We start from the raw sequence: 23914 nt of genomic DNA on the forward strand, positions 1-23914 counted from the left end.
CCTGCTGGCACACGGCCCGCCCGGGGCCCAAGGTGGTCGGGTGCTCCTCGACCTGTTCCGTGCCCCTGCGGCCCCGACCGACGTCGTCGTGCCCGCCCACGTGGGTGGCTCCGCGGCCTACGCGGCGCTCGTGCGTGAGGGCGCGCTGCGCCCGGTCTGGACATCCGGCCTCGGCGACGCACCCGTCGCTCTGCGCGCCACCGCGGCCGACGACGCGACCGGCCGGGCGTGCGCGCTGCACCGCGCCGGCGCGGGCGCGCTGCTCGCCGGTGGCGCGCCGATCCCCTCGGGCGCCGTGGTCGTGCTCGAGACGGCGCTGTGGGTGCACGTGGGCGGCCACCTGGCCGCCACGATCCACGTCTGCCGTGCCGCGCAGGGGCGCCCGCCGCTGCCTCGTCCCGGTCTCACGTGGCACGAGCTGCGACTGCGCCCCGAGGACGTCGAGGTGCGCAGCGGCCTGGCGCTCACGACTCCCGCACGCACCGCGGCGGACCTGGCGCTCTGGCTACGTCCCGCCGACGCGCGCGCCGCGCTGGCACGGATCCTGCCCCTCGTCACGCCCGACGACGTGGTCGCCCGCCTCGCCGTCGAACCGCGCAGCGGCCGCGCGCGTGACCTGGTCCGGCTCGCGGCTGCTCAGTCCTGCAGCGCCGGGGCCTCCTGAGCCCGCGAGCCCGTCAGCCGGTAGACGTCGAACACGCCGTCGACCTTCCGCACCGCCTTGAGCACGCTGGCCAGGTGGGCGGGGTCGGCCATCTCGAACACGAAGCGTGAGATCGCGACGCGGTCGTTCGTCGTCGACACGGTGGCCGAGAGGATGTTGACGTGGTGGTCGGACAGCACCCGGGTCACGTCGGAGAGCAGGCGCGCGCGGTCGAGGGCCTCGACCTGGATCTGCACGAGGAAGAGGGTCGAGCTGCCGCTCGTCCAAGTGACGTCGACGAACCGCTCGGGCTGGGAGCGCAGCCCGTCGACGTTGCCGCAGTCCGCCCGGTGCACCGACACGCCCTGCCCGCGGGTGACGAAGCCGATGACCTCGTCGCCGGGGACTGGCGTGCAGCACTTCGCGAGCTTGACCCAGACGTCCTCGACACCCTTGACGACGATGCCCGGGTCTCCGGCGCGGCCGCGGCGCGACGTCCCGGGGCGGGCGACCTCGGCCATGTCCTCCTGGGCGCCCTCCTCGCCGCCCATGCCCTGCACGAGCTTCTGGACGACCGATGCCGCGGACGCCTGCCCCTCCCCGACGGCCGCGTAGAGCGCGGAGACGTCGGGGTAACGCATCTCGCTGGCGAGCGCGACGAGCGACTCGTGCGACAGCAGGCGCTGGATCGGCAGGTTCTGCTTGCGCATGGCCTTGGCGATCGCGTCCTTGCCCTGCTCGATCGCCTCCTCGCGGCGCTCCTTGGAGAACCACTGCTTGATCTTGTTGCGCGCACGAGGGCTCTTCACGAACGCGAGCCAGTCACGGCTCGGGCCGGCGTTCTCCGACTTCGAGGTCAGCACGTCGACCACGTCACCGTTGTCGAGGGGCGAGTCGAGCGACACGAGGCGCCCGTTAACGCGGGCGCCCATGGTGCGGTGACCCACCTCGGTGTGCACGGCGTAGGCGAAGTCGACAGGCGTGGCACCGGCGGGCAGCGCCATGACCTCGCCCTTGGGGGTGAACACGTAGACCTCAGCGCCGGCCATCTCGAAGCGCAGCGAGTCGAGGAACTCGGCAGGGTCGGCGGTCTCCCGCTGCCAGTCCACGAGCTGGCGCAGCCACTGCATGTCGCTCGAGCTCTTGTCCGGGCCCGGCGCCGTCGTGCCCTTGGCGGCTTCCTTGTACTTCCAGTGCGCCGCCACGCCGTACTCGGCACGACGGTGCATCTCGTGCGTGCGGATCTGGATCTCCACCGGCTTCCCGCCGGGGCCGATCACGGTCGTGTGCAGGGACTGGTACATGTTGAACTTGGGCATCGCGATGTAGTCCTTGAACCGGCCGGGGACCGGGTTCCACCGCGCGTGCAAGGAGCCGAGGACCGCGTAGCAGTCCCGGACCGAGTCCACCAGGACCCGGGTGCCGACGAGGTCGTAGATGTCCGCGAAGTCGTGACCGCGCACGATCATCTTCTGGTACACCGAGTAGTAGTGCTTGGGGCGGCCGGTGACGGTCGCCTTGATCTTGGCCGCACGCAGGTCGGCGACGATCTGCTCGCGCACCACGGTGAGGTACTCCTCGCGGGCCGGTGCGCGCTCGGCGACCAGGTGCACGATCTCGTCGTAGACCTTCGGGTACAGGGTCTGGAACGAGAGGTCCTCGAGCTCCCACTTGATGGTGTTCATGCCCAGGCGGTGCGCGAGCGGCGCGTAGATCTCGAGGGTCTCGCGCGCCTTGCGCGCCGCCGAGGCGGCCGGCACGAACTTCCAGGTACGTGCGTTGTGCAGCCGGTCCGCGAGCTTGATGACGAGCACGCGGATGTCCCGCGACATCGCGACGACCATCTTGCGCACGGTCTCCGCCTGGGCTGCGTCGCCGAACTTCACCTTGTCGAGCTTGGTGACGCCGTCGACGAGCATGGCGATCTCCTCGCCGTACTCGGTCCGCAGCTGCTCGAGCGAGTAGTCGGTGTCCTCGACCGTGTCGTGCAGCAGGGCTGCGGCGAGCGTCGGGGGCGTCATGCCCATCTCCGCGAGGATCGTGGTGACGGCGACAGGGTGCGTGATGTACGGGTCGCCGCTGCGTCGCTTCTGACCACGGTGCGCGCGCTCGGCCGTGACGTAGGCGCGCTCGACGAGCGACAGGTCGGCCTTGGGATGGTTTTGACGCAGCGCCCGGAGCACGGGCTCGAGCGCGGGCGAGGACTGCGGGCGCGCGCCGAAACGCACGAACCGGCGCAGCGTCGTCGGGTTCGGGGTCGGCACCGGTGCCGGCGTGGTCACCGGAGCGGCGACGGGCGGCTGGGCGCCGCGCGCGGGCGCGGCGCTCTCGCGTGCTTCGTCTGCCATGCCGGCCTCCTGCCCGTGCTCGAACCGAACGTCTCATCCTACGGCCGCGGCCGCGTGCCCGGGCCCGCGCTCCGCCCAGGGCGCAACGCTGGTCAGTCGAGCACGGACTCCACGCGGTGATCGCCCAGCCGCGCGCGACCGTCGAGCTCGGGCAGCTCCATCAGGAACACCAGACCGACGACCTCCGCGCCCGCGCGCTGCAGGAGGTCGACGCCAGCGCTGGCCGTCCCCCCGGTGGCGAGGATGTCGTCGAGCACCAGCACGCGGGCGCCCGGCTCGACGACTCCGTCACGGATCTCGAGGGCGGCCGTGCCGTACTCGAGCTGGTAGCTGGCGTGGTGGACCGGCGGCGGCAGCTTGCCGGCCTTGCGGACCGGCAGGAATCCCGTGCCGAGGTGGACGGCCAGGGGCGCGGCGAACATGAACCCGCGTGCCTCCATGCCGGCCACGTGGTCGAACGGCTCGAACGCTGCCGAGACCTCCGCCAGGCAGCGCACCGCGGCCGCGAAGCCGCCGGTGTCCGCCAGGACGCCGGCCACGTCACGGAACATCACGCCGGGTGCGGGAAAGTCCGCGACCTCCCGGACGAGCGATCGGACGAGGGCGCGGTCGGCGTCGTACCCGCTCACTTGCGCTTCTTCTTGCGCGGCTGCGCCTGGTTGCCCAGGTGGTGGCCGGGCCTGGGCGCGCCGGCGACGTGCGGGGCGACGACGGTCGTGCCGTCCTCGGCGACCGTCACCCGAGAGTCGAGGACCTTCTTCGTGTGCGCAGCGATCGCGGTCTCACGCTCCCGCAGCTCGACCTCGATGGGGGTCGCGAGGAAGACCGACGAGAATGTCCCGGCCGCCATCCCGACGAACAGGGCGAGGGCGATGTCGCGCAGCGTGCCGGCGCCGAGGACGAAGGCGCCGATGAACAGGATCGACGCCACGGGCAGCAGCGCTACCACGGAGGTGTTGATCGAGCGCACGAGCGTCTGGTTGACCGCCAGGTTGGCGCGCTCCGCGTAGGTGTCGATGCGCTGCTCGAGCACGTCCTCGGTGTTCTCGCGCACCTTGTCGAAGACGACCATGGTGTCGTAGAGCGAGTAGCCGAGGATCGTCAGGAAACCGATGACCGTCGCCGGCGTGACCTCCCAGCCGACTGCGGCATAGACGCCGACGGTGATGATGAGGTCGTGGAAGAGCGCGACCAGCGCAGCCACGGCCATCCGCCAGTTGCGGAAGTAGATCGTCATGACGACGCTGACGAGCAGCAGGAAGACGACCAGACCCTGCAGCGCCTTGCTCGAGACATCCTTGCCCCACGACGGCCCCACGAAGGACGCTGACACGTCCTCGGGCGTGACGTCGTACGCCTCGGCGAGCGCCTCGCGCACGGCCGTCTCCTCGGCCTTCTCCAGCTGCGCCGTCTGCACGCGGATACCGTCGGTACCCACGGTCGTGACCTTGGGCGGCTCCGTGACGCCGGCCTCGGCGACCGCCTCGGTGGCCAGATCCTGCGACGTCGAGGCCGCGTTCGTCACGACGAACTCGGAGCCTCCCCGGAACTCGATGCCCAGGTTGAAGCCCCGCACGAGCAGGAGCAGCAGGCAGACGACGACGAGGATCGCCGACGCGGCGTAGAACCGGCGACGCTTGCCGACGATGTCGTAGGACTTGCGCCCCGTGTAGAGCTCGTTGCCCCAGCGGGCAAGGTCGAGTGCCATCAGCGCTTCTCCCCGTTCTCGGTGGCGTCGTCCGCCGACGTCGTGACGGCCGCGGCCGTCGTGGTGCTCGTGGCCTCCGCCGCCCTGCGCTCGGCGGCGCGGCGCTCAGCGATCGTCATGCGCGTCCCGTCCGCCCCTGCGGGCACGACCTTGCCGCGACCCACGTAGCGGGGGGCCGCCCCGCCGAGCGCGCGCGGGTCCAGCCCGGACAGCCGGTGACCCGAGGCGAAGAACTTCGTCTTCGCCAGCAGCGCCACCAGCGGGTGGGTGAACATGACGACGACCAGCAGGTCGACCAGGGTGGTCAGACCGAGGGTGAAGGCGAACCCGCGCACCCCGCCGACGGCGAGGAAGTACAGGACGACCGCAGCGAGGAAGCTGACCGTGTCCGACGCGAGGATGGTGCGCCGGGCGCGCGACCAGCCGCGATCGACCGCCTGCTGGAGCGTCCGACCGTCCCGGAGCTCGTCGCGGATGCGCTCGAAGTACACGATGAACGAGTCCGCCGTGATGCCGATCGCGACGATCAGGCCGGCGACGCCCGGGAGCGACAGGCGGTAGCCCTGGACCCAGGACAGCAGCGCGATCACGAGATAGGTGATCACGGTGGCCAGGACCAGCGACGCGACCGTCACGAGCCCGAGCGCGCGGTACTGCACGAGCGAGTAGATGACGACCAGGATCAGTCCGATGAGGCCGGCGATCAGGCCCTTCTGCAGCTGCTCCGAGCCGAGGGTCGCGGAGATCTCCGACTGGCTCTGCACGACGAAGTCGAGCGGGAGCGCGCCGAAGTTGAGCTGGTTGGCGAGCGTCGCGGAGCTCTCGCGGTCGAAGGCCCCGCTGATCTCCGCGCGGCCGTCGGGGATCACGGTCTCCACGGTCGGCGACGAGATCACGAGGCCGTCGAGCACCATCGCGAACATGTTCGGCGGGACGTCCTCGCCCAGGAGGCTCGAGGTGTAGTAGCCCGCGAGCCGCGTGGTCGCGTCGGTGAACGCCTGGACGCCGTCCCCGGCGAACTCGATGTTCACGACCCACTCGTTCGTGGTGCCGCCGTTGGCGAGCTGGCGCAGGCCGGAGGACGCGGTGTCGATCTGCGTACCCGCGATCTCCACCGGACCCAGGATGTACTTGGCCGTGCCGTCGCCCGAGCAGGTGACCAGGACGCCGTCGGGGTCGCCGTTCTGCCCGCCGGTCAGGCTGGCTGGGTCGAGGCAGTTCAGCGCGTCGAACTCAGCGCGGACCTCGTCGGTGATGCGGGCACGGTCGCTCGGGTTGTCGGGGTCGATGGCCGGCGCCTCCTCAGTGGCGGGCTCCTCGGTGGCGGGCTCCTCGGTGGCGGGCTCCTCGGTGGAGCCGCCGTCCTCGGTCACGAGCGGGGTGCCGGAGGACCCGCCGGTCCCACCCGTGGACTCGTCGGTCGCCTCGTCCGTCGCGGGCTCGCTCGCCTCGTCGGTCGCGCCGTCGGTTGCCTCGTCCTCGACGACGACCTCGCTGTCGTCGACGACGACCTCGTCCTCGGTCGTCGCCTCGGGGTCGACGCCGAGCTCTGCCAGCTGCTCCTCGGTGAGGCTGGAGAGCGTGTCGGCGTACTCGAGCACCGGGCGGAAGTTCATCTGCGCCGAGGTGCTGACGAGGTCGAGCGTCTCCTGGTCCGGCGAGCCGGGCAGAGCGACCACGATGTTGCTCCCGCCCTGGCTCGTGATCTCGGCCTCGGCGACGCCCGAGGCGTCGACGCGCTGGCGGATCACCCGGATCGCCTCGGCGATGTCCTGCTCGGTGACCTCAGAGCCATCCGTGGTCACGGGCGTGAGGATCACCTGGGTGCCGCCCTCGAGGTCGAGCGCGAGCTTGGGAGACAGCTCCGCGTCCGACCACCGGGTGCCGGCGACCAACGACCCGGCACCGAGCACGATCAGCAGCGCGAGGGTGATCAGAGTCCGCAACGGGCGCGGATGCTTCTTGCTGGTAGTCACCTAGATCTCTTCTCTTCGCAGGACCGCGACCGCGGTCCCGGGGTGTCAGGAGTGCGGCTGGTCCCGGTCGTCGGGCGTGGGGTCGGACGCGGCGTCGTCCGCGTGCTCGAGCTCGGCCCCGTCGCTCGCCTCGGTCTCGGGTTCGACCACCTTGGCGATCGCCTGGCGGAGCCACACCGAGCGGCTGCCCTCGGACGTCAGGGTGATGCGGTCGCCGTCGACCGCGGTGACGGTGCCGAAGAAGCCGGAACCGGTCATGACCTCCTGACCGGGAGCCAGGAGGTCGCGGAACCGCGCCGCCTCCTTCTGCCGCGCACGCGCGCGCCGGCCCGACCACCACATCATCACGCCGAGCGCGAGAAGGATGAGGATCAGGGTGTAGTCCTCGGGCATGGAATTCCTGTCGTCGGGGCTGGTGCCAGCGTGCGCGCGCAGGCCGAAGACCCGCACACGTGCGCCTCGGGGAGTCTAGGCCCCCGCCGCCCCAAGTCCCAACGCCTCGCCGACGCGGCGTCGCACGACTCGAGGGACAGCCACCCGTGCCCTCAGAGGTCGAGCTGGCCGGGCAGGGGCGGCGGGGTCAGGCCCAGGTGCGCCCACGCAGCCGGGGTGGCCACGCGCCCGCGCGGCGTGCGTCCCATGAGGCCCTCCCGGACAAGGAAGGGCTCGGCCACGGTCTCCACCGTCTCGGGCTCCTCACCCACCGTCACGGCGAGGGTCGTCAGGCCGACGGGTCCCCCGCCGAAGCGCGTGCAGAGGGCCCGCAGCACCGCGCGGTCGAGGCGGTCCAGGCCCAGGGCGTCGACCTCGTAGACCTCGAGCGCGGCACGCGCGGCCGCGATGTCCAGCCGGCCGTCGCCCCGCACCTGGGCCCAGTCGCGGACCCGGCGCAGCAGCCGGTTGGCGATGCGTGGCGTACCGCGCGAACGCGAGGCGATCTCGCTCGCGGCGTCCGCCCCGAGCTCGACGCCGAGCAGCCCGGCCGATCTCACGAGCACCCGCTCGAGCTCGTCGTCGGAGTAGAAGTCCAGGTGACCAGTGAACCCGAATCTGTCGCGCAGCGGCGCAGGCAGCAGACCCGCACGCGTCGTCGCGCCGACGACGGTGAACGGCGGCAGGCTGAGCGGGATGGCGCTCGCGCCGGCGCCCTTGCCGACGACGACGTCGACGCGGAAGTCCTCCATCGCGACGTAGAGCAGCTCCTCGGCCGGGCGGGCGAGGCGGTGGATCTCGTCGATGAACAGCACCTCGCCCTCCTCGAGCGAGGACAGCACCGCAGCCAGGTCCCCCGCGTGCTGGATCGCGGGTCCGGACGTCACCCGCAGGGACGTGGCGAGCTCCGCGGCGATGATCATCGCGAGGGTCGTCTTGCCCAGTCCCGGCGGTCCCGACAGCAGGACGTGGTCGGGGGTGGCCCCGCGCCCGACGGCGGCGTCGAGCACCAGGGAGAGCTGGTCGCGCACCACGCGCTGCCCGACGAACTCGTCGAGCCGGCGGGGGCGCAGTGCGGCCTCGGCCGCACGCTCGAGATCGTCGGCGCCCGGCGCGACGACCCGCTCGGTCGCCTCAGCCACGCTGGCCACCGAGCGTGCGGAGCGCGTCGCGCAGCAGGTCGCTCACGGGCACGCTCGCCTCCTCGCGGTCACCGACGATCTGGTCAACGGCCTCCTGCGCGGCGCGGGCGTTCCAGCCCAGGCCCACGAGGGCCTCGACGACCTGCTCGGACGGGCCGCTGCGCACGGGCGCCGGCGCCGACGCGGGTGCGCCTCCGGTCGGCGGGCCCAGCTTGTCCGCCAGCTCGAGCGCGATGCGCTGGGCGCCTTTCTTCCCGATGCCGGGCACGCGCTGGAGGGTCGCGAGGTCCTCGGCGGCGACGGCGACGCGCAGAGCGTCGGGGCTCAGCACGGCGAGCATCGCGAGCGCCAGGCGCGGGCCCACGCCGCTGACGGTCTGCACCTTCTCGAAGACCTCACGCTCGTCGTCGTCGGCGAACCCGTAGAGCGTGAAGGAGTCCTCGCGCACGACGAAGGACGTGGCGAGGGCGGCCCGCTCCCCCACGCGCAACGGTGCGAGCGTCGCGGGCGCCGCCTGGACGCGGAGCCCCAGGCCCCCGACCTCGACGACGACCGAGTCGAGCCCGCGGGACAGGACCGTCCCCTGCACGGATGCGATCACGCTGAACCAGACCTCCTACGCCGCGCGGCCCGTGGGACGCCGGATACGAACACGTGTACGAACGTCACCGTAGCAAGGGCTACCGACGCGGCGGCGTCCGACGCGCCGCCTGCTCGGCCGCCGCCCAGGCGCGCTGCGCCGACGTCATCTCGTGCCGCTCGCCCCCCTGGAGCGCTCCCGCGGGCCGCCACAGGTGGCAGATCGCCAGCGCGAGCGCGTCCGCGGCGTCGGCAGGGCGCGGGATCTCGGTCAGGCCGAGGATCCGCGTCACCATCTGCTGCACCTGAGCCTTGCCCGCGGTACCGCTGCCCGTCACGGCTGCCTTGACCTCGCTCGGGGTGTGCATCGCGACGGGGATCGACCGGCGGGCTGCGGCCAGCATGGCGAGCCCCGCGACCTGCGCGGTGCCCATCACGGTGGACACGTTGTGCTGGGCGAACACGCGCTCGACGGCGACGACATCGGGCACCACCCGGTCCAACCACTCGTCCAGGCCCTGCGCGATCTGCAGCAGCCGGAGGTCGACGCTGGCCCCGGCCGGCGACAGCAGCACACCCACCTCGACGAGCGAGGCGCGCCGGCCCGGCTGCGAGTCGACGACGCCGACGCCGCAGCGGGTGAGCCCGGGATCGACGCCGAGGACGCGCACGGGAACTAGTCGTCCTCGAGCTCGGCCATGACCTCGTCGGAGGCGTCGAAGTTCGAGAAGACGTTCTGGACGTCGTCGGAGTCCTCGAGGGCGTCGATCAGACGCAGCACGGCGCGGGCGCGCTCCGCGTCGACCTCGACCTGCATCGACGGGTAGAACACGGCGTCGGCCGAGTCGTACTCGATGCCCGCCTCCTGCAGCGAGGTCCGCACGGCGACCAGGTCCGTAGCCTCGGAGAGCACCTCGAACGCGTCTCCGATGTCGTTGACCTCCTCGCCGCCGGCCTCGAGCACGGCCTCCATGACCGCGTCCTCGTCCGTGCCGGCCTTGGGCACGATCACGACGCCCTTGCGCGAGAAGAGGTAGGAGACGGATCCGGGGTCGGCCATCTGGCCACCGTTGCGGCTGAAGGCGGTGCGGACCTCCGCGGCGGCGCGGTTCTTGTTGTCCGTGAGGCACTCGACGAGCACGGCGATGCCGCCCGGGGCGTAGCCCTCGTACATGATCGTCTGGTAGTCGGCGCCGCCGGCCTCCTGGCCGGAGCCCCGCTTGAGCGCGCGCTCGATGTTGTCGTTCGGGACCGAGGTCTTCTTGGCCTTCTGGATGGCGTCGAAGAGCGTGGGGTTGCCGTTGACGTCACCACCGCCGGTGCGGGCAGCGACCTCGATGTTCTTGATGAGCTTGGCGAAGAGCTTGCCGCGCTTGGCGTCGATCGCGGCCTTCTTGTGCTTGGTGGTGGCCCACTTGGAGTGTCCCGACATCTCTCAGCTCTCCTCGACGATCGACACGAAAAGTTGGTGGACGCGCGCGTCGCCCGTGATCTCCGGGTGGAACGAGGTCGCGAGCAGCGACCCGGCACGCACCGCGACGATCTTACCGGCCGTGTCGCCCGCGCCATCGTGCGACACCGTGCGTACCCGCCCCAGGATCTCGACCCCCGGGCCGACCTCCTCGACCCACGGAGCCCGGATAAACGACGCCGGGACGGGGGCGCCCGGGACGCCGACGACGTCGACGACCGTGTCGAAAGAGTCGACCTGGCGCCCGAAGGCGTTGCGCCGGACCGTGACGTCCAGACCGCCGAGGGTCTCCTGGTCGTGCACGCCACCGAGGACGCGGTCGGCGAGCAGGATCATGCCCGCGCACGACCCGTACACGGGGAGCCCGTCGCGGATCATCGCCCGCAGCGGGTCGCGCAGGTCGAACGCGCGCAGGAGCTTGTCGATCGTGGTCGACTCGCCGCCGGGCAGCACGAGGCCGTCCACGTCGGCCAGCTCGGCCGGTCGCCGCACGGGCACGCTGCGGGCGCCCGCCTGCTCGAGCGCGTCGCGATGCTCGCGAACGTCGCCCTGCAGCGCGAGCACGCCGATGGTGGTGGTCACGGTCGGGTCCTCCTGGGGTTCGTCGCGACGGCGGGCGCCGTCATGTGCCGATCTCGCGCTCGACGCCGTCCCAGCCGTCCTGCAGCGCCTCGACGAGGTCGGGCAGCTCCCTCGGGAAGACCTCGACGTCGGCGGACCGCAGCTCGGCGACCGTCAGCCACGCGACGTCGTCGACGACCTCGCGCTCCAGGGCGGTCCAGCCGTCCCGCGCGAGCGTCGTGTCGCCGGCCAGCCGCGCGACGAAGAAGACCTCGTGCTGGCGGCAGTGCTCCCGGGCGAAGTCGAACACCGCCGAGCGGCGGCCCACCGGGCCGACGAGCGCTGCGTCGTCGAGCGCAATGCCTGTCTCCTCATGCACCTCGCGGACGGCAGCACCGCGCGGGGTCTCCCCCGGGTCGATGCCGCCGCCCACGGTGAACCACCACGAGCGCTCGGGCAGGTCGACGTCGTGGCCACGAACGAGCAGGACGCGGCCGGCGGCGTCGAGCAGGACGACGCGCGCGGCGGAGCGCTCGCGCATGCCGTCCGCGCCGCGCCGCCAGCCGGCCGCGTCGAGCTCGTCGTGCTCCCGAGTCACCAGCCGCGCTCGGCCAGCCGGTGCGGGACGGGGATGTCGTCGACGTTGATGCCGACCATGGCCTCACCAAGACCGCGGGAGACCTTGGCGATCTCGTCCGGGTCGTCGTAGAACGTGGTCGCCTTGACGATCGCGGCGGCGCGCTGCTCGGGGTTGCCGGACTTGAAGATGCCGGAGCCGACGAACACTCCCTCGGCGCCGAGCTGCATCATCATGGCGGCGTCCGCGGGCGTCGCGATGCCGCCGGCGGTGAACAGCACGACCGGGAGCTTGCCCGTTGCCGCGACCTCCTTGACGAGCTCGTACGGCGCCTGCAGCTCCTTGGCGGCGACGAACAGCTCGTCCTCGGGCAGCGACGTCAGGCGGCGTATCTCCGCGCGGATGGTGCGCATGTGCGTGGTCGCGTTGGAGACGTCGCCGGTGCCGGCCTCGCCCTTGGAGCGGATCATCGCGGCACCCTCGGTGATGCGGCGCAGGGCCTCGCCGAGGTTGGTCGCGCCGCACACGAACGGCGCGGTGAACTTCCACTTGTCGATGTGGTTGGCGTAGTCGGCAGGCGTGAGGACCTCGGACTCGTCGATGTAGTCGACGCCGAGGGACTGCAGCACCTGGGCCTCGACGAAGTGGCCGATGCGCGCCTTGGCCATCACGGGGATCGAGACGGCCGCGATGATGGAGTCGATCATGTCGGGGTCGCTCATGCGCGACACCCCACCCTGGGCGCGGATGTCCGCCGGGACGCGCTCGAGCGCCATGACAGCGACCGCGCCCGCGTCCTCGGCGATCTTGGCCTGCTCCGCGGTGACGACGTCCATAATGACGCCGCCCTTGAGCATCTCGGCCATGCCGCGTTTGACCTGGGCGGTGCCGGTGGTGGGCTGGGCAGCGGGCGTGGTGTTCTGAACCGTCACGGGGACCTCGTTCGCACGTCGTCGGAGATGCGGCGCTCGTGCCGCGGCGGCAATCCTATGCGGAGGTCGCGGCACGCCGGTCGGTCGGTCTGCCTAGTGAACGCGGCCAGGCGTCGTCCAGGTCCACCATGGTCGGCATGGCCGCGTGCCCGGCCAACCGGATCGTGCGGACGAGCGGCTTGCGGCGCATGCGCTGCGCCTGCGCGACGGCCTCGTTGTGGAACCGGCGCGCCAGCTGCACGCGGTACCAGGACGCAGCGACGGCGTCGAGGAGCTCGGGCACGTCCTCGACGAGGTCGGCCATGTCCTCGGGGTCGTCGAGCACCGCACGCAGCACCTGGCTGAGGTTGCTCTCGGCCTGCGCGCGCTCGTCGTCCAGGCCGTCGCCCAAGGCCTGGCCGATCGCCCGGCCGGGCGCCCGTCCGTGGTGCACGGAGTCCGCGAGGTCCGGGACGGCGACGAGCAGCTCCCGCCCGCCGCTCGCCTCGTCGGCCTCGCCGATGGCTTCCGACGCGGCGTCGGCCAGCGCCAGGGCGCTCGCCGGGTCGAGCTCGCCACTGAGGGCGAGGGTCTGCGCGGCGGAGGCCCGGCGCAGCAGCTGGGCGTCGAGCGCGATGCGGCTGGCGACGACCTTGCGGTGCAGCCGGTCGAGCCGCGTCGCCGCCCGCCAGACCACGACGAGCGCCACGATCAGGACAGCGACGACGAGCACGGCGATCTCGGACCACGTCATCGGGTGCCTCCTTCTCGGCGGAGCGCGCGCAGCGCTCGTCGCTGCTCGCGGGGGTCGTCCGCGACCCGGACGGTCGCGTGCGACGCGGCCAGCGCCATCTCGTACACGGTCAGCACCTCGTCGGTCACGACCGACCAGTCGTAGCGGCGCACCGCCACCGAGGCGGCAGCCCGCACGCGCTCGCGCAGGGGCGCGTCCCGCAGCGTGGCGACCATGGTGCGCGCCAGGTCCGCGCCGTCGCCGGTGCGGAACAGCACGCCCGCCTCCCCTTCCTCGAGCACGCGGCGGAAGGCGCCCAGGTCGCTCGCGACCACGGCGGCCCCCGCGCTCATGGCCTCGACCAGGACGATCCCGAAGCTCTCGCCCCCGGTCTGCGGGGCGCAGTACACGTCGACGGACGACAGCAGCGCGGCCTTCTCGTCGTCGGTGATGGGGCCGAGGAACTCGACCGCGGCGGCCTGGTCGCCCAGCGCGGCGATCGCCGCTGCCTTCCCGTCGTCCCCCTTGCCTGCGACCAGGAACCGGGCTCCGGGGATCTCCGCGAGGATCGCCGGGATCGCCGAGGTCAGGACCCCCAGGCCCTTGCGCGGCTCGTCGAGCCGGCCGAGGAATGCGATCGTCGGAGCCTCGGGCGTCCCGACCCAGCGCGGGTCGGCCTCGGCGCGCTCGAACGGCTCGACGTAGACGCCGTTGGGGATGACGACGGCGTCGCCACCGAGGTGCTCGATCAGCGTCCGACGAGCGTCCTCCGAGACCGCGATGCGCGCAGCGATCTTCTCGAGCGCGGGTCGGACGAACGGGTAGGCGACCTGGAGCGCGCGCGAGCGGGTCATCGACGTGTGGAACGTGCCGACGATCGGCCCGCTCGCGATCCACAGCGCGAGCATGCTGAGCGACGGGGTGATGGGCTCGTGCAGGTGCAGCACGTCGAACTCGCCGGCGACGAGCCAGCGGCGCACCTTGGCGGCTGCGACCGGGCCGAACCGCATGCGCGCGACCGAGCCGTTGTACTTGAAGGCGATCGCGCCCCCCGCGGACGTCATGTACGGCTCGATCGGCGTGTCCTCGTCGGCGGCCACGAGGACCTCGACCGAGTGCCCCTTGGCCATGAGCGCCTCGGCGAGGTCGCGCACGTGGAACTGCACGCCGCCGGGCGCGTCGAACGAGTAGGGGCAGACGATCCCGACGCGCAGGGGGCGGCCGTCGGGCTCGGGCCACCGAGCGGTCTCAGTCATTCACCGGCCTCCTGGCGCGTCTGGGCGTAGCGGTCGGCGTCGAGGTCCTCCACGAACACCTTCTGGAGCATGTGCCAGTCCCACGGGTGCGCGGCGATCGCGCGGCCGAGCGTCGTGACCCAGCCCTGGGTAGCGACGGCGACCTGCTGCTTGCGCGGCAAGGACCTGTCGATCTCGACCTCCTCGTGGATCGTCACGACGATCCCCCAGGGGGTCCTGGCCACGCGCCGCCGGGCGCCGCGCAGCCGCTCGTAGCGGATGGAGACCGGGAACAGGGGCGCACCGGAGGCGACCGCCAGCGCCGCTGGCCCCGCCGCGACGCGCGCCGTGCGGCCGGCGAGCTCGACTTCGATCCCGCGCGCGGTCAGGTCGCGGTCGGCCAGCAGGCACACGAGAGTCCCGCCCCGCTCCGCGGTGCGGATCAGCTCGGGGAAGACGCCGTCGTCCCCGAGCGCGAGGATCCGCATGCCGACAGACTCGCGGAACTCCAGGAACTCCCGGAACAGGCGGTCGGGCTTGAGGCGCTCCGCGACCGACAGCACGGGCATGAGCGCCACACCGGCCCACGCGCCGGCGAGGTCCCAGTTGCCCATGTGGCTGAGCGCGGCGACGGCCGAGCCGCCGGCGTCACGCACGCCGATCAGGCCGCCGTCGTCGACGAAGCGCACCCGCGCGACCAGCTGCTCGCGGCTGGCTCGCCGCAGGGTGAACGCCTCGGCGTAGTAGCGCATGTAGGAGCGCATCGCTCGGTGCGACACCCGGCGCAGCTCCCGAGGGCTCTGGCCCGGTGCCACGCGGTCGAGGTTGCGCTCGAGCTGGCGCACGCCGCCGCCGCGCCGCGCCCAGGCGACGTCCGCGCCCAGGACGAGCGCGCCGCGCACGAGCGCGGGCGGCACGACTCCCCCGACGTCCCACGCGAGCTGGAAGAGGGCGCCGGCGTCGGGCCGCCTCACGGCGTCTCGCGCGCCACGACGGCCGAGTGCTCGGCCGCCTGGCGGTGCACGGTCGCCATGCGCTGGCCGATCGTCACGGCCGCGGCGACGGCGAGCACCCCGAGGGCCCAGACGAGCACGGCGTCGGGCAGGCCCAGCCCCACGAGCAGCGCGGCGACGAGGGCGACCGTGATGCGGTCGGCGCGCTCGGCGATCCCCACCGCCGCAGTCATCCCGAGCCCCTCGGCACGAGCCCGCGCGTAAGGCACCACGGCGCCGAGCGCGAGGCACGCGAGCGCGACCACGAGGCCCGCGTCGTTGTCACGGCCCGCGAGGTACAGCAGCAGCCCGCTGAAGATCGCCGCGTCGGCCACGCGGTCGAGCGTCGAGTCGAGGAACGCGCCCCACCGGCTCACGCGTCCGGACTCGCGCGCCATCAGGCCGTCCACCGCGTCCGAGAACACGAACAGCGCGACCACGAGCGCGCCCGCGGTCAGGTGCCCCGCGGGCAAGAGCCACAGAGCCGAAACGACGACGCCCAGGGTCCCCGCGACGGTCACGGCGTCCGGGCTCACGCCAAGACGGAGCAGCAGGCGCGCGAACGGTCCGAGGACCTTCGCCACTCCGCTGCGCAGGTGGTCGAGCATCAGGAGTCCTTCGGGTCGGAGGTCGGCCAGGCCGCGGCGAGACGTGCCCGGGTGTCGGCGAGCAGCTCCGGCAGCGCCTTGGTGCGCGCCACGATCGGCAGGAAGTTCGCGTCCCCCGCCCAACGCGGCACGACGTGCTGGTGCAGGTGAGCGGCGATCCCGGCACCCGCGACGGGGCCCTGGTTCATGCCCAGGTTGAAACCGGCCGGTGCGGACACGTCGCGCGTGACGCGCATCGCAGTCTGCGTCAGGGCTGCGACGTCCCGCACCTCGGCGTCCGTGAGCTCGGTGTAGTCGGACACGTGCCGGTACGGGCACACGAGGAGGTGACCGGTGTTGTACGGGAACAGGTTCAGCACCACGTACGCCGCCGCGCCTCGGGCGACGATCAGGGCCTCGGCGTCGTCGCGTCCGGGCGCGACGCAGAACGGACATGTGTCCTCGCCGTCGTCGTCCGGCTTGCCCTCGCCCTGGATGTACACCATCCGGTGCGGGGTCCACAGGCGCTCGAAGCCGTCCGGCTCCCCCGGGAAGCTGGCCGACCGCTCGCGTGCGTCGTCGTCGTCCACCGCCCGCTACACCTGCACCCGGGAGCGGACGGCGGACACGATCCGGTCGACGGCCTCCGCCACCGGGACGCCGTTGTCCTGGCGCCCGTCGCGGTAGCGGAACGACACGGCTCCCGCCTCGACGTCCTCGCCGCCCGCGATGAGCACGAACGGCACCTTCTGCGTCGACGCGGTGCGGATCTTCTTGGCGAACCGGTCCGTGCCATCGTCGAGCTCGGCGCGGATGCCCTGCGCCTTGAGCTGCGCGACGACGTCGGCCAGGTAGTCGTTGAACGGCTCGGCCACGGGGACGGCGACCACCTGCACGGGGGCGAGCCACGCGGGGAACGCGCCGGCGTAGTGCTCGAGCAGCACGCCGAAGAACCGCTCGAGCGACCCGAAGAGTGCGCGGTGGATCATCACGGGGCGCTGGCGCGACCCGTCCGCGGCGGCGTACTCGAGGTCGAAGCGCTCGGGCAGGTTGAAGTCCAGCTGGATCGTGGACATCTGCCAGGTGCGGCCGATCGCGTCCCGGGCCTGCACGGAGATCTTGGGCCCGTAGAAGGCCGCGCCACCCGGGTCCGGCACGAGGTCCAGGCCCGACGACGCGGCGACCTCCTCGAGCGTGCGGGTCGCCTCGTCCCAGATGTCGTCGTCGCCGACGAACTTCTCCGGGTTCTTGGTCGAGAGCTCGAGGTAAAAGTCGTCGAGCCCGTAGTCGGCGAGCAGGTCGAGCACGAAGCGCAGCGTCGACGTGAGCTCGTCCTTCATCTGCTCCTTGGTGCAGTAGATGTGGGCGTCGTCCTGGGTGAGCCCTCGCACGCGGGTGAGCCCGTGCACCACGCCGGACTTCTCGTACCGGTACACGGTGCCGAACTCGAACAGCCGCAGGGGCAGCTCGCGGTAGGACCGCCCGCGCGCGGCGAAGATCAGGTTGTGCATCGGGCAGTTCATGGGCTTCAGGTAGTAGTCCTGGCCCGGCTTGCGCAGCGTGCCGTCCTCGTCACGCTCCTCGTCGACGTGCATCGCGGGGAACATGCCGTCGCGGTACCAGTCCAGGTGGCCCGAGATCTCGTACAGGTGCCCCTTGGTGATGTGCGGGGTGTTGACGAACGAGTACCCGGCGTCGATGTGCCGCCGGCGCGAGTAGTCCTCCATCTCGGTGCGGATGATGCCGCCCTTGGGATGGAAGACGGGCAGGCCGGAGCCGATCTCGTCGGGGAAGGAGAACAGGTCCATCTCCGCGCCCAGGCGGCGGTGGTCGCGGCGCTCGGCCTCGGCGAGACGCTCGAGGTGAGCCTTGAGCTCGTCCTTGGTGGGCCACGCGGTGCCGTACACGCGCTGCAGCTGCGGGTTCTTCTCGCTGCCGCGCCAGTACGCGGCGGCCGAGCGCATCAGCTGGAAGCCGTTGCCGATCAGCTTGGTGCTGGGCAGGTGCGGGCCACGGCACAGGTCCTGCCAGGCGACCTCGCCCCCGCGACGCTTGTTCTGGTAGATGCTCAGCTCGCCAGCGCCGACCTCGACCGACGCGCCCTCGGCCGCGGCCGCAGCGTCGCCGGAACCCTTGAGGCCGATCAGCTCGATCTTGTACGGCTCGTCCGCGAGCTCGGCGTGGGCCTCGGCGTCGGTCACGACCCAGCGGTGGAAGGTCTGGCCCTCCTTGATGATCCGCATCATCGCCTTCTCGAGGGCCTTGAGGTCCTCGGGCGTGAACGGCTGCGCGACGTCGAAGTCGTAGTAGAAGCCGTCCTTGATGGGCGGGCCGATGCCGAGCTTGGCGTCGGGGTTGACCTGCTGCACCGCCTGGGCGAGGACGTGTGCGGCCGAGTGGCGCAGGACGGCGAGGCCGTCCTCGGAGTCGATCGTCACCGACTCGATCTCAGCGCCCGCGTGCACGGTCTCCGTGAGGTCCTTGAGCTCGCCGTCCACGCGCATGACGACGACGTCCCGGCGCTCCGCGAAGAGCTCGGTGCCCGTCGTGCCCACCGGGACCGTCGTGGGGACGGAGTCGACGGTCGCGACGACGGATACGAGCTCAGACTCGGACACAGTGGTTCTCCTACGAGGTGCATGGGGCGGAGACGTCCGAGGGCGGACGTCTCCCCCGATGCTACCGACCGCCCTGCCGTAGGTCGTGCACCGCGCCGGTCCGGGTCAGGAGCAGCCGTGCACCGCGGCTGCGATCTCGTCGATGCGCTGGCGTGCGTCCTGCACGGCCTTGTCGCCTCGCGGCAGCGAGTTGACCATGATCGAGAACGCCTTGAGACGCCCGTCCGCACCCACGGTGTAGCCGGACAGCGCCTGCTCGTGCTCGAGCGTCCCCGTCTTGGCGACGACGGCACCCTGGGCGCAGCGAGCCGCCTGCGAGGTGAACCGGTAGTAGCCGGAGTGGAGGGAGCCCGTGCGGCCGGCGATCGGCAGGCTCGTGTCCGAGAAGAGGAGCTGGCTCAGGCGCGGGTGCGCCGCGGCGTCCGCAGCGACGGTGAGGAGCGAGGTCATGGTGGTCGTCCGCACACGGTTGGCGGGAGAGAGCCCGGAGCCGTCCACGACGGTCAGCCCGGTGACGTCGACACCGAGGCGCTTCAACGTGCGCGTGGTGGCCTTCGCTCCCCCGCGGAACGTTGCGGTGTAGCCGGCGTCGACCGCCAGGTGGCGGAACAGGACCTCCGCCACCTCGTTGTCCGAGACCCGGAGCATCCGTGCGACGAGCTCGCCCACGGGCTCGCTGGTCACGGAGGCGACGGGACGTGCCTTGGCCGACGTCGAGGTCACCTTGCCGCCGAACTTCACCACCCAGCCACGAGGCAGGTCCTTCTTCAGACGCTTCATGTAGTACGAGGTGGCGGAGCGCGCGGAGTCGCTCGACGACCCGACGGTGCGCAGCGTGGCCCGCACCGGCCGGATGATGCGGTTCGGGTAACCGCCGTAGCGCCACGAGGCGTGCTTGGTCGCCCCTCGGAACAGCGAGTCGTCCAGCCGCACGTGCACGACGTGCTTGCCCTTCGACTTCGCGGGCGCCTTGGCGCGCAGCGCCGCTGCCGTCTGCGTGGCGAGGTCGCGGATCTTCGCGTTGGTCAGCGCAGGGTCGCCGCCTGAGACGAACGTGACGGTGCGCGAGCGGCCGGTGCGCTTGACCGCCGTCGTGAACACGCGGTCCGGCCCGAGCGCCTCGAGCGCGGCGACGGCGGTCAGCAGCTTCTGGTTCGACGCCGGCACCCGGGCGAGGACCGTCTTGCGGCCGTAGACCTGCGCGCCCGAGGCGACGTCGGTCACCTCGATCGAGAGCGCCTTGCCGAGCTTGCTCCCGGCGAGGCTGCCCACGCGAGCGGCGAGCCGGGCGTCGGCAGTGGGCTGGTCGGCGACGACGGCGGCGGGGTCGGGAGGCCAGATGCCGGCGTGCGCGGCGGGTGCCAGGCCGAGGGTCAGCGCGGCGGTGAGAGCTGCCGCCAGCGCGACGATGCGGCGAGGACGGCGAGAGGGCTGCGGCTGCGCGGCCGACGCGAGGGCTGTGGTGGTCACAGGCTGAACCATCGACCATCCACCGCCCCAGATCAAGGTTTCCGTCACAACTACGAGGTTTCGTGAGCGACGGCGGTGATCCCGCGCGCGGTGTCACCTGTCAGCAGTAGCCTCGTCTCCATGCCCCGCCACGCCCGCCCTCGCCCGCGTCCCGCCGCATGATCGAGCTGCGGGGGGTCTCCAAGCGATTCGGCGGCGGCACGGACGCCGTCCTGGACCTCGACCTCGTCATCCCGGCCCACCAGGTCACTGTGCTCGTCGGTTCCTCCGGCTCGGGCAAGACGACGGTGCTGCGCATGATCAACCGGATGGTCGAGCCCACCGCCGGCACGGTCCTGATCGACGGTGACGACGTCGCCGCGCTCGACCCCGTGCGGCTGCGCCGCCGCATCGGCTACGTCATGCAGAGCTCAGGGCTGCTTCCCCACCGCCGCGTCCTCGACAACGTCGCGACCGTGCTGCGGCTCAACGGGATGGGACGGCGGGACGCCCAGGCCCGCGCGCTGGAGACCATGGACACCGTCGGCCTGGACCGCGCCATGGCAGACCGCTACCCGCACCAGCTCTCCGGCGGTCAGCAGCAGCGGGTCGGGGTGGCCCGAGCACTCGCGGCCGACCCCAACATCCTGCTCATGGACGAGCCGTTCGGCGCCGTCGACCCGATCGTCCGGACGGACCTCCAGGACGAGCTGCTCCGCATCCAGAACCAGCTCGCCAAGACGATCGTCCTGGTCACCCACGACATCGACGAGGCCTTCCGGGTGGGCGACCGCGTCGTGATCCTCCGTGAGGGTGGCCGGATCGCCCAGCAGGGCACGCCAGCTCAGATCATGGCCGCGCCAGCGGACCAGTTCGTCGCTGACTTCGTCGGGGTGACGCGCGGGCGTCGGTCGTTGCAGGTGCGCGTGCAGGACGGGCGCCGCATCGTCGTCGACGCCGAGGGCCGGCCGGCAGGAGTCCTCGAGGAGGAGCCCACCGCATGAGCTGGATCGGCGCGAACCTCGAGCTGATCGCCGACCTCGCGGTCCGCCACGCGCTGCTCTGCGTGGTCCCGATCCTCGCGGGGCTCGCCCTCGCTCTCCCCCTCGGCACGCTCGCCTGGCGCGTGCGCCCCCTGCGCGCGGCCATCCTGACGGTGGTCGGGCTGGCCTACACCATCCCGTCCCTCGCGCTGTTCGTGCTGCTCCCCCCGCTGCTCGGCATCAGCTTCCTCAGCGAGGCGAACGTGGTGATCGCCATGTCGATCTATGCGGTCGCCCTGATGACACGGTCCGTCACCGAGGGGCTGGCGTCCGTCGACCCCTCTGTGCGCCAGGCCGCGGTCGCCCTCGGCTACTCGCCGTGGCGACGGTTCTGGGCGGTCGACCTCCCCCTCGCGGGGCCGGTGCTCCTCGCCGGGCTGCGGGTCGTGGCCGTGAGCACGGTCAGCCTCGTCACCGTCGGGGTGCTGGTCGGCATCCGCAGCCTGGGCTACCTGTTCATGGACGGGCTGCAGCGCGGCATCCCGGAGGAGATCGTCGCGGGAATCGCCGCGACGGTGCTCATCGCGCTCCTGTTCGACCTCGCCCTCGTCCTGGTCGGCCGGGTACTGCTGCCCTGGACGCGCCGCCCGAGCCGGCGTGCCGCACGGCTGCGACTGACCGCGAGGGGGGCCGCGTGAACCTCTTCCGCGACGCGCTCGCCTGGCTCCTCGATCCCGCGCAGCACACCGGCGCCGGGCGGATCGCAGCCCGGGTGCTCGAGCACCTCGGGTACACGCTGCTCGCGCTGGCAGTCGCCGCGCTCGTGGCGATCCCGCTGGGCTACCTGATCGGGCACACGGGTCGCGGACGTCAGCTGGCCGTCGCGCTGTCGGGCGCCGCGCGCGCGCTTCCGTCCCTCGGGCTGCTCACCGTCCTGACGCTCGCGGTCGGTATCGGTGATGCCTGGCTCGCGGCCACCGTGGTGCTCGTCGTCCTCGGGATCCCGTCGGTGCTGGCCGGCGCGTACGCCGGTCTGGAGGCGATCGACCGTGACGTGATCGACGCAGCACGCGCGACCGGCATGACCGAGTGGCAGGTTCTCGCGCGCGTCGAGGCTCCGCTCGGGCTGCCGCTCCTCGTCGGCGGCCTGCGCAGCGCGGCGCTGCAGATCGTCGCGACGGCGGTCCTCGCCTCGTACGTCGGGCTCGGCGGGCTCGGCATCTACATCCAGCGTGGGATCGCGCTGCGCTCCTACGACGAGATGCTTGGCGGGGCGCTGCTCATCGTCGCGCTCGCCGTCGTCGTCGACGCCGTCCTGGCCGCGGCTGCCCGCGTGGCGCGGACGATCGCCGCTCCGGCGCGACAGCCCGCCGTGCACACAGCAGACTGACCCCAGACAACAGGCTCCAGCGGAAGAGGAACTCCCCGTGAACGCTCGCCAGCAGCACCGTCCGACCGTCCGCCGCTCGCCGCTCCGCGCGCTCGCCGTCCGGGGCGCTGCGGTCACCACGCTCGCCCTCGCGCTCACCGCATGCGGCGGTGGCGAAGACCCGCTCGCCCCGACGAGCGCGCCCACGGCCACCGGCGAGAGCGGCGGCGACGCGCCCGTCGTCGTCGGCTCGCAGGCGTACTACTCCAACGAGATCCTCGCCGAGATCTACTCCCAGGCGCTCGAGGCCGACGGCTTCGAGGTCACCCGCCAGTTCCAGATCGGGCAGCGCGACGTCTACCTGGCCGCGATGACGTCCGGCGAGGTCGACGTGCTCCCGGAGTACTCCGGAAACCTCCTGCAGTTCTACGAGGCGGAGACCGAGGCCCGGTCGCCCGAGGACGTGGCCGCGGCTCTCCCCGACGCGCTGCCCGAAGGCCTGACCGTCCTCGAGCACGCCGAGGCGCAGGACGCCGACTCCTACACGGTCACGCGCGAGTTCTCGGAGTCGAACGGGATCACCAGCCTCGCCGATCTCGCCGGCTATGACGGCGACGTCACGATCGGTGGCAATCCCGAGCTCGAGTCGCGGCCGTACGGCCCGTCGGGGCTGCAGGAGCTCTACGACGTGACCGTCGACTTCGTGGCGATCGGCGACAGCGGCGGCCCCCTGACCCAGGACGCCCTGCGCGACGGCACGATCACGATGGGCAACGTGTACACCGCTGACCCGGTCCTCGCGGCGGGTGAGCTCGTCGCGCTCGAGGACCCCGAGTCGATGTTCCTCGCGCAGAACGTGCTTCCGCTGGTGGCCGCGGATCGCGCCGAGGAGCTCGCTGCGACCCTCGACCCGATCAGCGCAGCGCTCACGACCGAGGACCTCGTCGCGATGAACGCACGCAGCCAGGGCGAGCAGCTCGACGCCGCGACCATCGCCACCGACTGGCTCACCGAAGAGGGGCTGCTGGGCTGATGAGCGCCACGACGGACCTGCTCGCCGACGCCTTCGGACGCATCCGCGAGGTCGTCCACGAGGTCCTGGACGGCCTCCCCACCGAGCACCTCGACGTCCGGCCCGATCCGGAGGCGAACTCGATCGCGTGGTTGGTCTGGCACCTGGCACGGGTTCAGGACGACCACGTCGCCGACGTCGCCGGCCGTGCGCAGGTGTGGACCGAGGACGGCTGGGCGGAGCGCTTCGGCCTCGACCTTCCGGCCGAGGACATCGGCTACGGGCACTCGCCCGACGACGTCGCGCGGGTCCGTGGCCTGAGCGCCGAGCTCCTGACGGGGTACGTCGACGCGGTGCACGCGCGCACCCTCGAGTTCGTCGGCAGCCTGGCGGACGACGATCTCGCACGGGTCGTGGACGAGCGCTGGGACCCGCCCGTGACGCTCGGCGTGCGGCTCGTGAGCGTCGTCTCCGACGACCTCCAGCACGCCGGCCAGGCGGCCTACCTGGCCGGCATGCTGGGCCGGGGCGCAACAGCCTGACCTGACGGCGGACCACCGGGTCGACGCTCGCGCTGGATAGGGTGTG

25 protein-coding genes are annotated in these 23914 nt (G+C 72.2%); 6 read left to right on the forward strand and 19 right to left on the reverse strand.

Annotated features, from left to right (window positions below):
- Positions 1 to 40 precede the first annotated feature (40 nt).
- Positions 41 to 664: a hypothetical protein gene (locus BMZ30_RS06475; protein ID WP_093376339.1), complete on the forward strand. Its 624-nt coding sequence runs from the start codon at positions 41 to 43 to the stop codon at positions 662 to 664.
- On the opposite strand, the gene BMZ30_RS06480 is transcribed toward BMZ30_RS06475, so the two are convergent.
- From BMZ30_RS06480 to dacB, 19 genes are all read right to left on the reverse strand, one after another.
- The gene (locus BMZ30_RS06480) at positions 637 to 2991 is read right to left on the reverse strand and encodes a RelA/SpoT family protein (RefSeq protein ID WP_093376341.1); all 2355 of its coding nucleotides are present in this window, start codon (positions 2989 to 2991) and stop codon (positions 637 to 639) included. The genes BMZ30_RS06475 and BMZ30_RS06480 overlap by 28 nt on opposite strands.
- Before the next feature lie 92 nt (positions 2992 to 3083).
- Complete coding sequence (locus BMZ30_RS06485; protein ID WP_093376343.1) at positions 3084 to 3620, reverse strand: adenine phosphoribosyltransferase; 537 nt, start codon at positions 3618 to 3620, stop codon at positions 3084 to 3086.
- Entirely contained in the window at positions 3617 to 4699 is a 1083-nt protein-coding gene (gene secF, locus BMZ30_RS06490; RefSeq protein WP_093376345.1) for a protein translocase subunit SecF, read from the reverse strand. Before secF ends, BMZ30_RS06485 begins: the two co-directional genes overlap by 4 nt.
- Entirely contained in the window at positions 4699 to 6675 is a 1977-nt protein-coding gene (secD, locus tag BMZ30_RS06495; RefSeq protein ID WP_229828541.1) for a protein translocase subunit SecD, read from the reverse strand. Before secD ends, secF begins: the two co-directional genes overlap by 1 nt.
- A 45-nt stretch (positions 6676 to 6720) precedes the next feature.
- Positions 6721 to 7125, reverse strand: coding sequence for a preprotein translocase subunit YajC (locus BMZ30_RS06500; protein WP_229828539.1), 405 nt, complete (start codon positions 7123 to 7125; stop codon positions 6721 to 6723).
- A 95-nt stretch (positions 7126 to 7220) separates the two neighbouring features.
- On the reverse strand, positions 7221 to 8249 hold the full coding sequence (gene ruvB / locus BMZ30_RS06505; protein WP_373296847.1) for a Holliday junction branch migration DNA helicase RuvB: 1029 nt from the start codon (positions 8247 to 8249) through the stop codon (positions 7221 to 7223).
- A complete protein-coding gene (ruvA, locus tag BMZ30_RS06510) occupies positions 8242 to 8850 on the reverse strand; it encodes a Holliday junction branch migration protein RuvA (RefSeq protein WP_093376352.1) in 609 nt (202 codons plus the stop codon). The genes ruvB and ruvA overlap by 8 nt, the downstream gene beginning before the upstream one ends.
- 79 nt (positions 8851 to 8929) lie before the next feature.
- Positions 8930 to 9499: a crossover junction endodeoxyribonuclease RuvC gene (gene ruvC, locus BMZ30_RS06515; RefSeq protein ID WP_093376354.1), complete on the reverse strand. Its 570-nt coding sequence runs from the start codon at positions 9497 to 9499 to the stop codon at positions 8930 to 8932.
- A 5-nt stretch (positions 9500 to 9504) separates the two neighbouring features.
- Complete coding sequence (locus BMZ30_RS06520; protein WP_093376356.1) at positions 9505 to 10260, reverse strand: YebC/PmpR family DNA-binding transcriptional regulator; 756 nt, start codon at positions 10258 to 10260, stop codon at positions 9505 to 9507.
- Between the two features lie 3 nt (positions 10261 to 10263).
- Positions 10264 to 10881 carry a pyridoxal 5'-phosphate synthase glutaminase subunit PdxT gene (pdxT, locus tag BMZ30_RS06525; protein WP_093376358.1) on the reverse strand — a complete coding sequence of 206 codons (618 nt, stop codon included), beginning with the start codon at positions 10879 to 10881 and terminating at the stop codon, positions 10264 to 10266.
- A gap of 40 nt (positions 10882 to 10921) precedes the next feature.
- Positions 10922 to 11458, reverse strand: coding sequence for an NUDIX hydrolase (locus tag BMZ30_RS06530; RefSeq protein WP_229828538.1), 537 nt, complete (start codon positions 11456 to 11458; stop codon positions 10922 to 10924).
- Positions 11455 to 12369 carry a pyridoxal 5'-phosphate synthase lyase subunit PdxS gene (gene pdxS / locus BMZ30_RS06535; RefSeq protein WP_093376360.1) on the reverse strand — a complete coding sequence of 305 codons (915 nt, stop codon included), beginning with the start codon at positions 12367 to 12369 and terminating at the stop codon, positions 11455 to 11457. Before pdxS ends, BMZ30_RS06530 begins: the two co-directional genes overlap by 4 nt.
- Positions 12370 to 12424: 55 nt before the next feature.
- Positions 12425 to 13102, reverse strand: coding sequence for a hypothetical protein (locus tag BMZ30_RS06540; RefSeq protein WP_093376362.1), 678 nt, complete (start codon positions 13100 to 13102; stop codon positions 12425 to 12427).
- Entirely contained in the window at positions 13099 to 14337 is a 1239-nt protein-coding gene (locus BMZ30_RS06545; protein WP_093376365.1) for a glycosyltransferase family 4 protein, read from the reverse strand. Before BMZ30_RS06545 ends, BMZ30_RS06540 begins: the two co-directional genes overlap by 4 nt.
- The gene (locus tag BMZ30_RS06550) at positions 14334 to 15290 is read right to left on the reverse strand and encodes a phosphatidylinositol mannoside acyltransferase (RefSeq protein WP_093376367.1); all 957 of its coding nucleotides are present in this window, start codon (positions 15288 to 15290) and stop codon (positions 14334 to 14336) included. The genes BMZ30_RS06545 and BMZ30_RS06550 overlap by 4 nt, the downstream gene beginning before the upstream one ends.
- The gene (gene pgsA / locus BMZ30_RS06555; protein ID WP_093376370.1) at positions 15287 to 15916 is read right to left on the reverse strand and encodes a phosphatidylinositol phosphate synthase; all 630 of its coding nucleotides are present in this window, start codon (positions 15914 to 15916) and stop codon (positions 15287 to 15289) included. The genes BMZ30_RS06550 and pgsA overlap by 4 nt, the downstream gene beginning before the upstream one ends.
- Positions 15916 to 16485, reverse strand: a complete 570-nt coding sequence (locus BMZ30_RS06560; RefSeq protein ID WP_229828537.1) for an HIT family protein — start codon at positions 16483 to 16485, stop codon at positions 15916 to 15918. The genes pgsA and BMZ30_RS06560 overlap by 1 nt, the downstream gene beginning before the upstream one ends.
- Before the next feature lie 6 nt (positions 16486 to 16491).
- Positions 16492 to 18513 (reverse strand): threonine--tRNA ligase, encoded by a 2022-nt coding sequence (thrS, locus tag BMZ30_RS06565; protein WP_093376372.1) that lies wholly within the window; start codon positions 18511 to 18513, stop codon positions 16492 to 16494.
- 105 nt (positions 18514 to 18618) lie between these two features.
- A complete protein-coding gene (gene dacB / locus BMZ30_RS06570) occupies positions 18619 to 19983 on the reverse strand; it encodes a D-alanyl-D-alanine carboxypeptidase/D-alanyl-D-alanine endopeptidase (protein WP_143073140.1) in 1365 nt (454 codons plus the stop codon).
- 158 nt (positions 19984 to 20141) lie between these two features.
- Between dacB and BMZ30_RS06575 the strand changes: the two genes are divergently transcribed.
- From BMZ30_RS06575 to BMZ30_RS06595, 5 genes are read left to right on the forward strand one after another with little or no spacing between them, the layout of a single operon-like run.
- Entirely contained in the window at positions 20142 to 20966 is an 825-nt protein-coding gene (locus BMZ30_RS06575; RefSeq protein WP_093376377.1) for an ABC transporter ATP-binding protein, read from the forward strand.
- Positions 20963 to 21643, forward strand: coding sequence for an ABC transporter permease (locus BMZ30_RS06580; RefSeq protein WP_093376379.1), 681 nt, complete (start codon positions 20963 to 20965; stop codon positions 21641 to 21643). Before BMZ30_RS06575 ends, BMZ30_RS06580 begins: the two co-directional genes overlap by 4 nt.
- Positions 21640 to 22335 (forward strand): ABC transporter permease, encoded by a 696-nt coding sequence (locus BMZ30_RS06585; RefSeq protein ID WP_093376382.1) that lies wholly within the window; start codon positions 21640 to 21642, stop codon positions 22333 to 22335. The genes BMZ30_RS06580 and BMZ30_RS06585 overlap by 4 nt, the downstream gene beginning before the upstream one ends.
- 37 nt (positions 22336 to 22372) lie before the next feature.
- On the forward strand, positions 22373 to 23347 hold the full coding sequence (locus tag BMZ30_RS06590; RefSeq protein ID WP_093376385.1) for an ABC transporter substrate-binding protein: 975 nt from the start codon (positions 22373 to 22375) through the stop codon (positions 23345 to 23347).
- On the forward strand, positions 23347 to 23868 hold the full coding sequence (locus tag BMZ30_RS06595) for a mycothiol transferase (RefSeq protein ID WP_093376387.1): 522 nt from the start codon (positions 23347 to 23349) through the stop codon (positions 23866 to 23868). Before BMZ30_RS06590 ends, BMZ30_RS06595 begins: the two co-directional genes overlap by 1 nt.
- Positions 23869 to 23914 lie beyond the last annotated feature (46 nt).

The sequence above is a fragment of the Flavimobilis marinus genome, assembly GCF_900113055.1.
In the GTDB taxonomy this organism is placed as follows: Bacteria; Actinomycetota; Actinomycetes; order Actinomycetales; family Cellulomonadaceae; genus Flavimobilis; species Flavimobilis marinus.

Bases quoted from the DNA above. Each gene is read 5' to 3' on its own strand.
- BMZ30_RS06540 (WP_093376362.1), bottom strand. From the start codon at position 13,102: ATGACGTGGTCCGAGATCGCCGTGCTCGTCGTCGCTGTCCTGATCGTG.
- secF (WP_093376345.1), bottom strand. From the start codon at position 4,699: ATGGCACTCGACCTTGCCCGCTGGGGCAACGAGCTCTACACGGGGCGC.
- BMZ30_RS06575 (WP_093376377.1), top strand. From the start codon at position 20,142: ATGATCGAGCTGCGGGGGGTCTCCAAGCGATTCGGCGGCGGCACGGAC.
- BMZ30_RS06480 (WP_093376341.1), bottom strand. From the start codon at position 2,991: ATGGCAGACGAAGCACGCGAGAGCGCCGCGCCCGCGCGCGGCGCCCAG.
- BMZ30_RS06580 (WP_093376379.1), top strand. From the start codon at position 20,963: ATGAGCTGGATCGGCGCGAACCTCGAGCTGATCGCCGACCTCGCGGTC.
- BMZ30_RS06520 (WP_093376356.1), bottom strand. From the start codon at position 10,260: ATGTCGGGACACTCCAAGTGGGCCACCACCAAGCACAAGAAGGCCGCG.
- pgsA (WP_093376370.1), bottom strand. From the start codon at position 15,916: ATGCTCGACCACCTGCGCAGCGGAGTGGCGAAGGTCCTCGGACCGTTC.
- BMZ30_RS06545 (WP_093376365.1), bottom strand. From the start codon at position 14,337: ATGACTGAGACCGCTCGGTGGCCCGAGCCCGACGGCCGCCCCCTGCGC.
- BMZ30_RS06595 (WP_093376387.1), top strand. From the start codon at position 23,347: ATGAGCGCCACGACGGACCTGCTCGCCGACGCCTTCGGACGCATCCGC.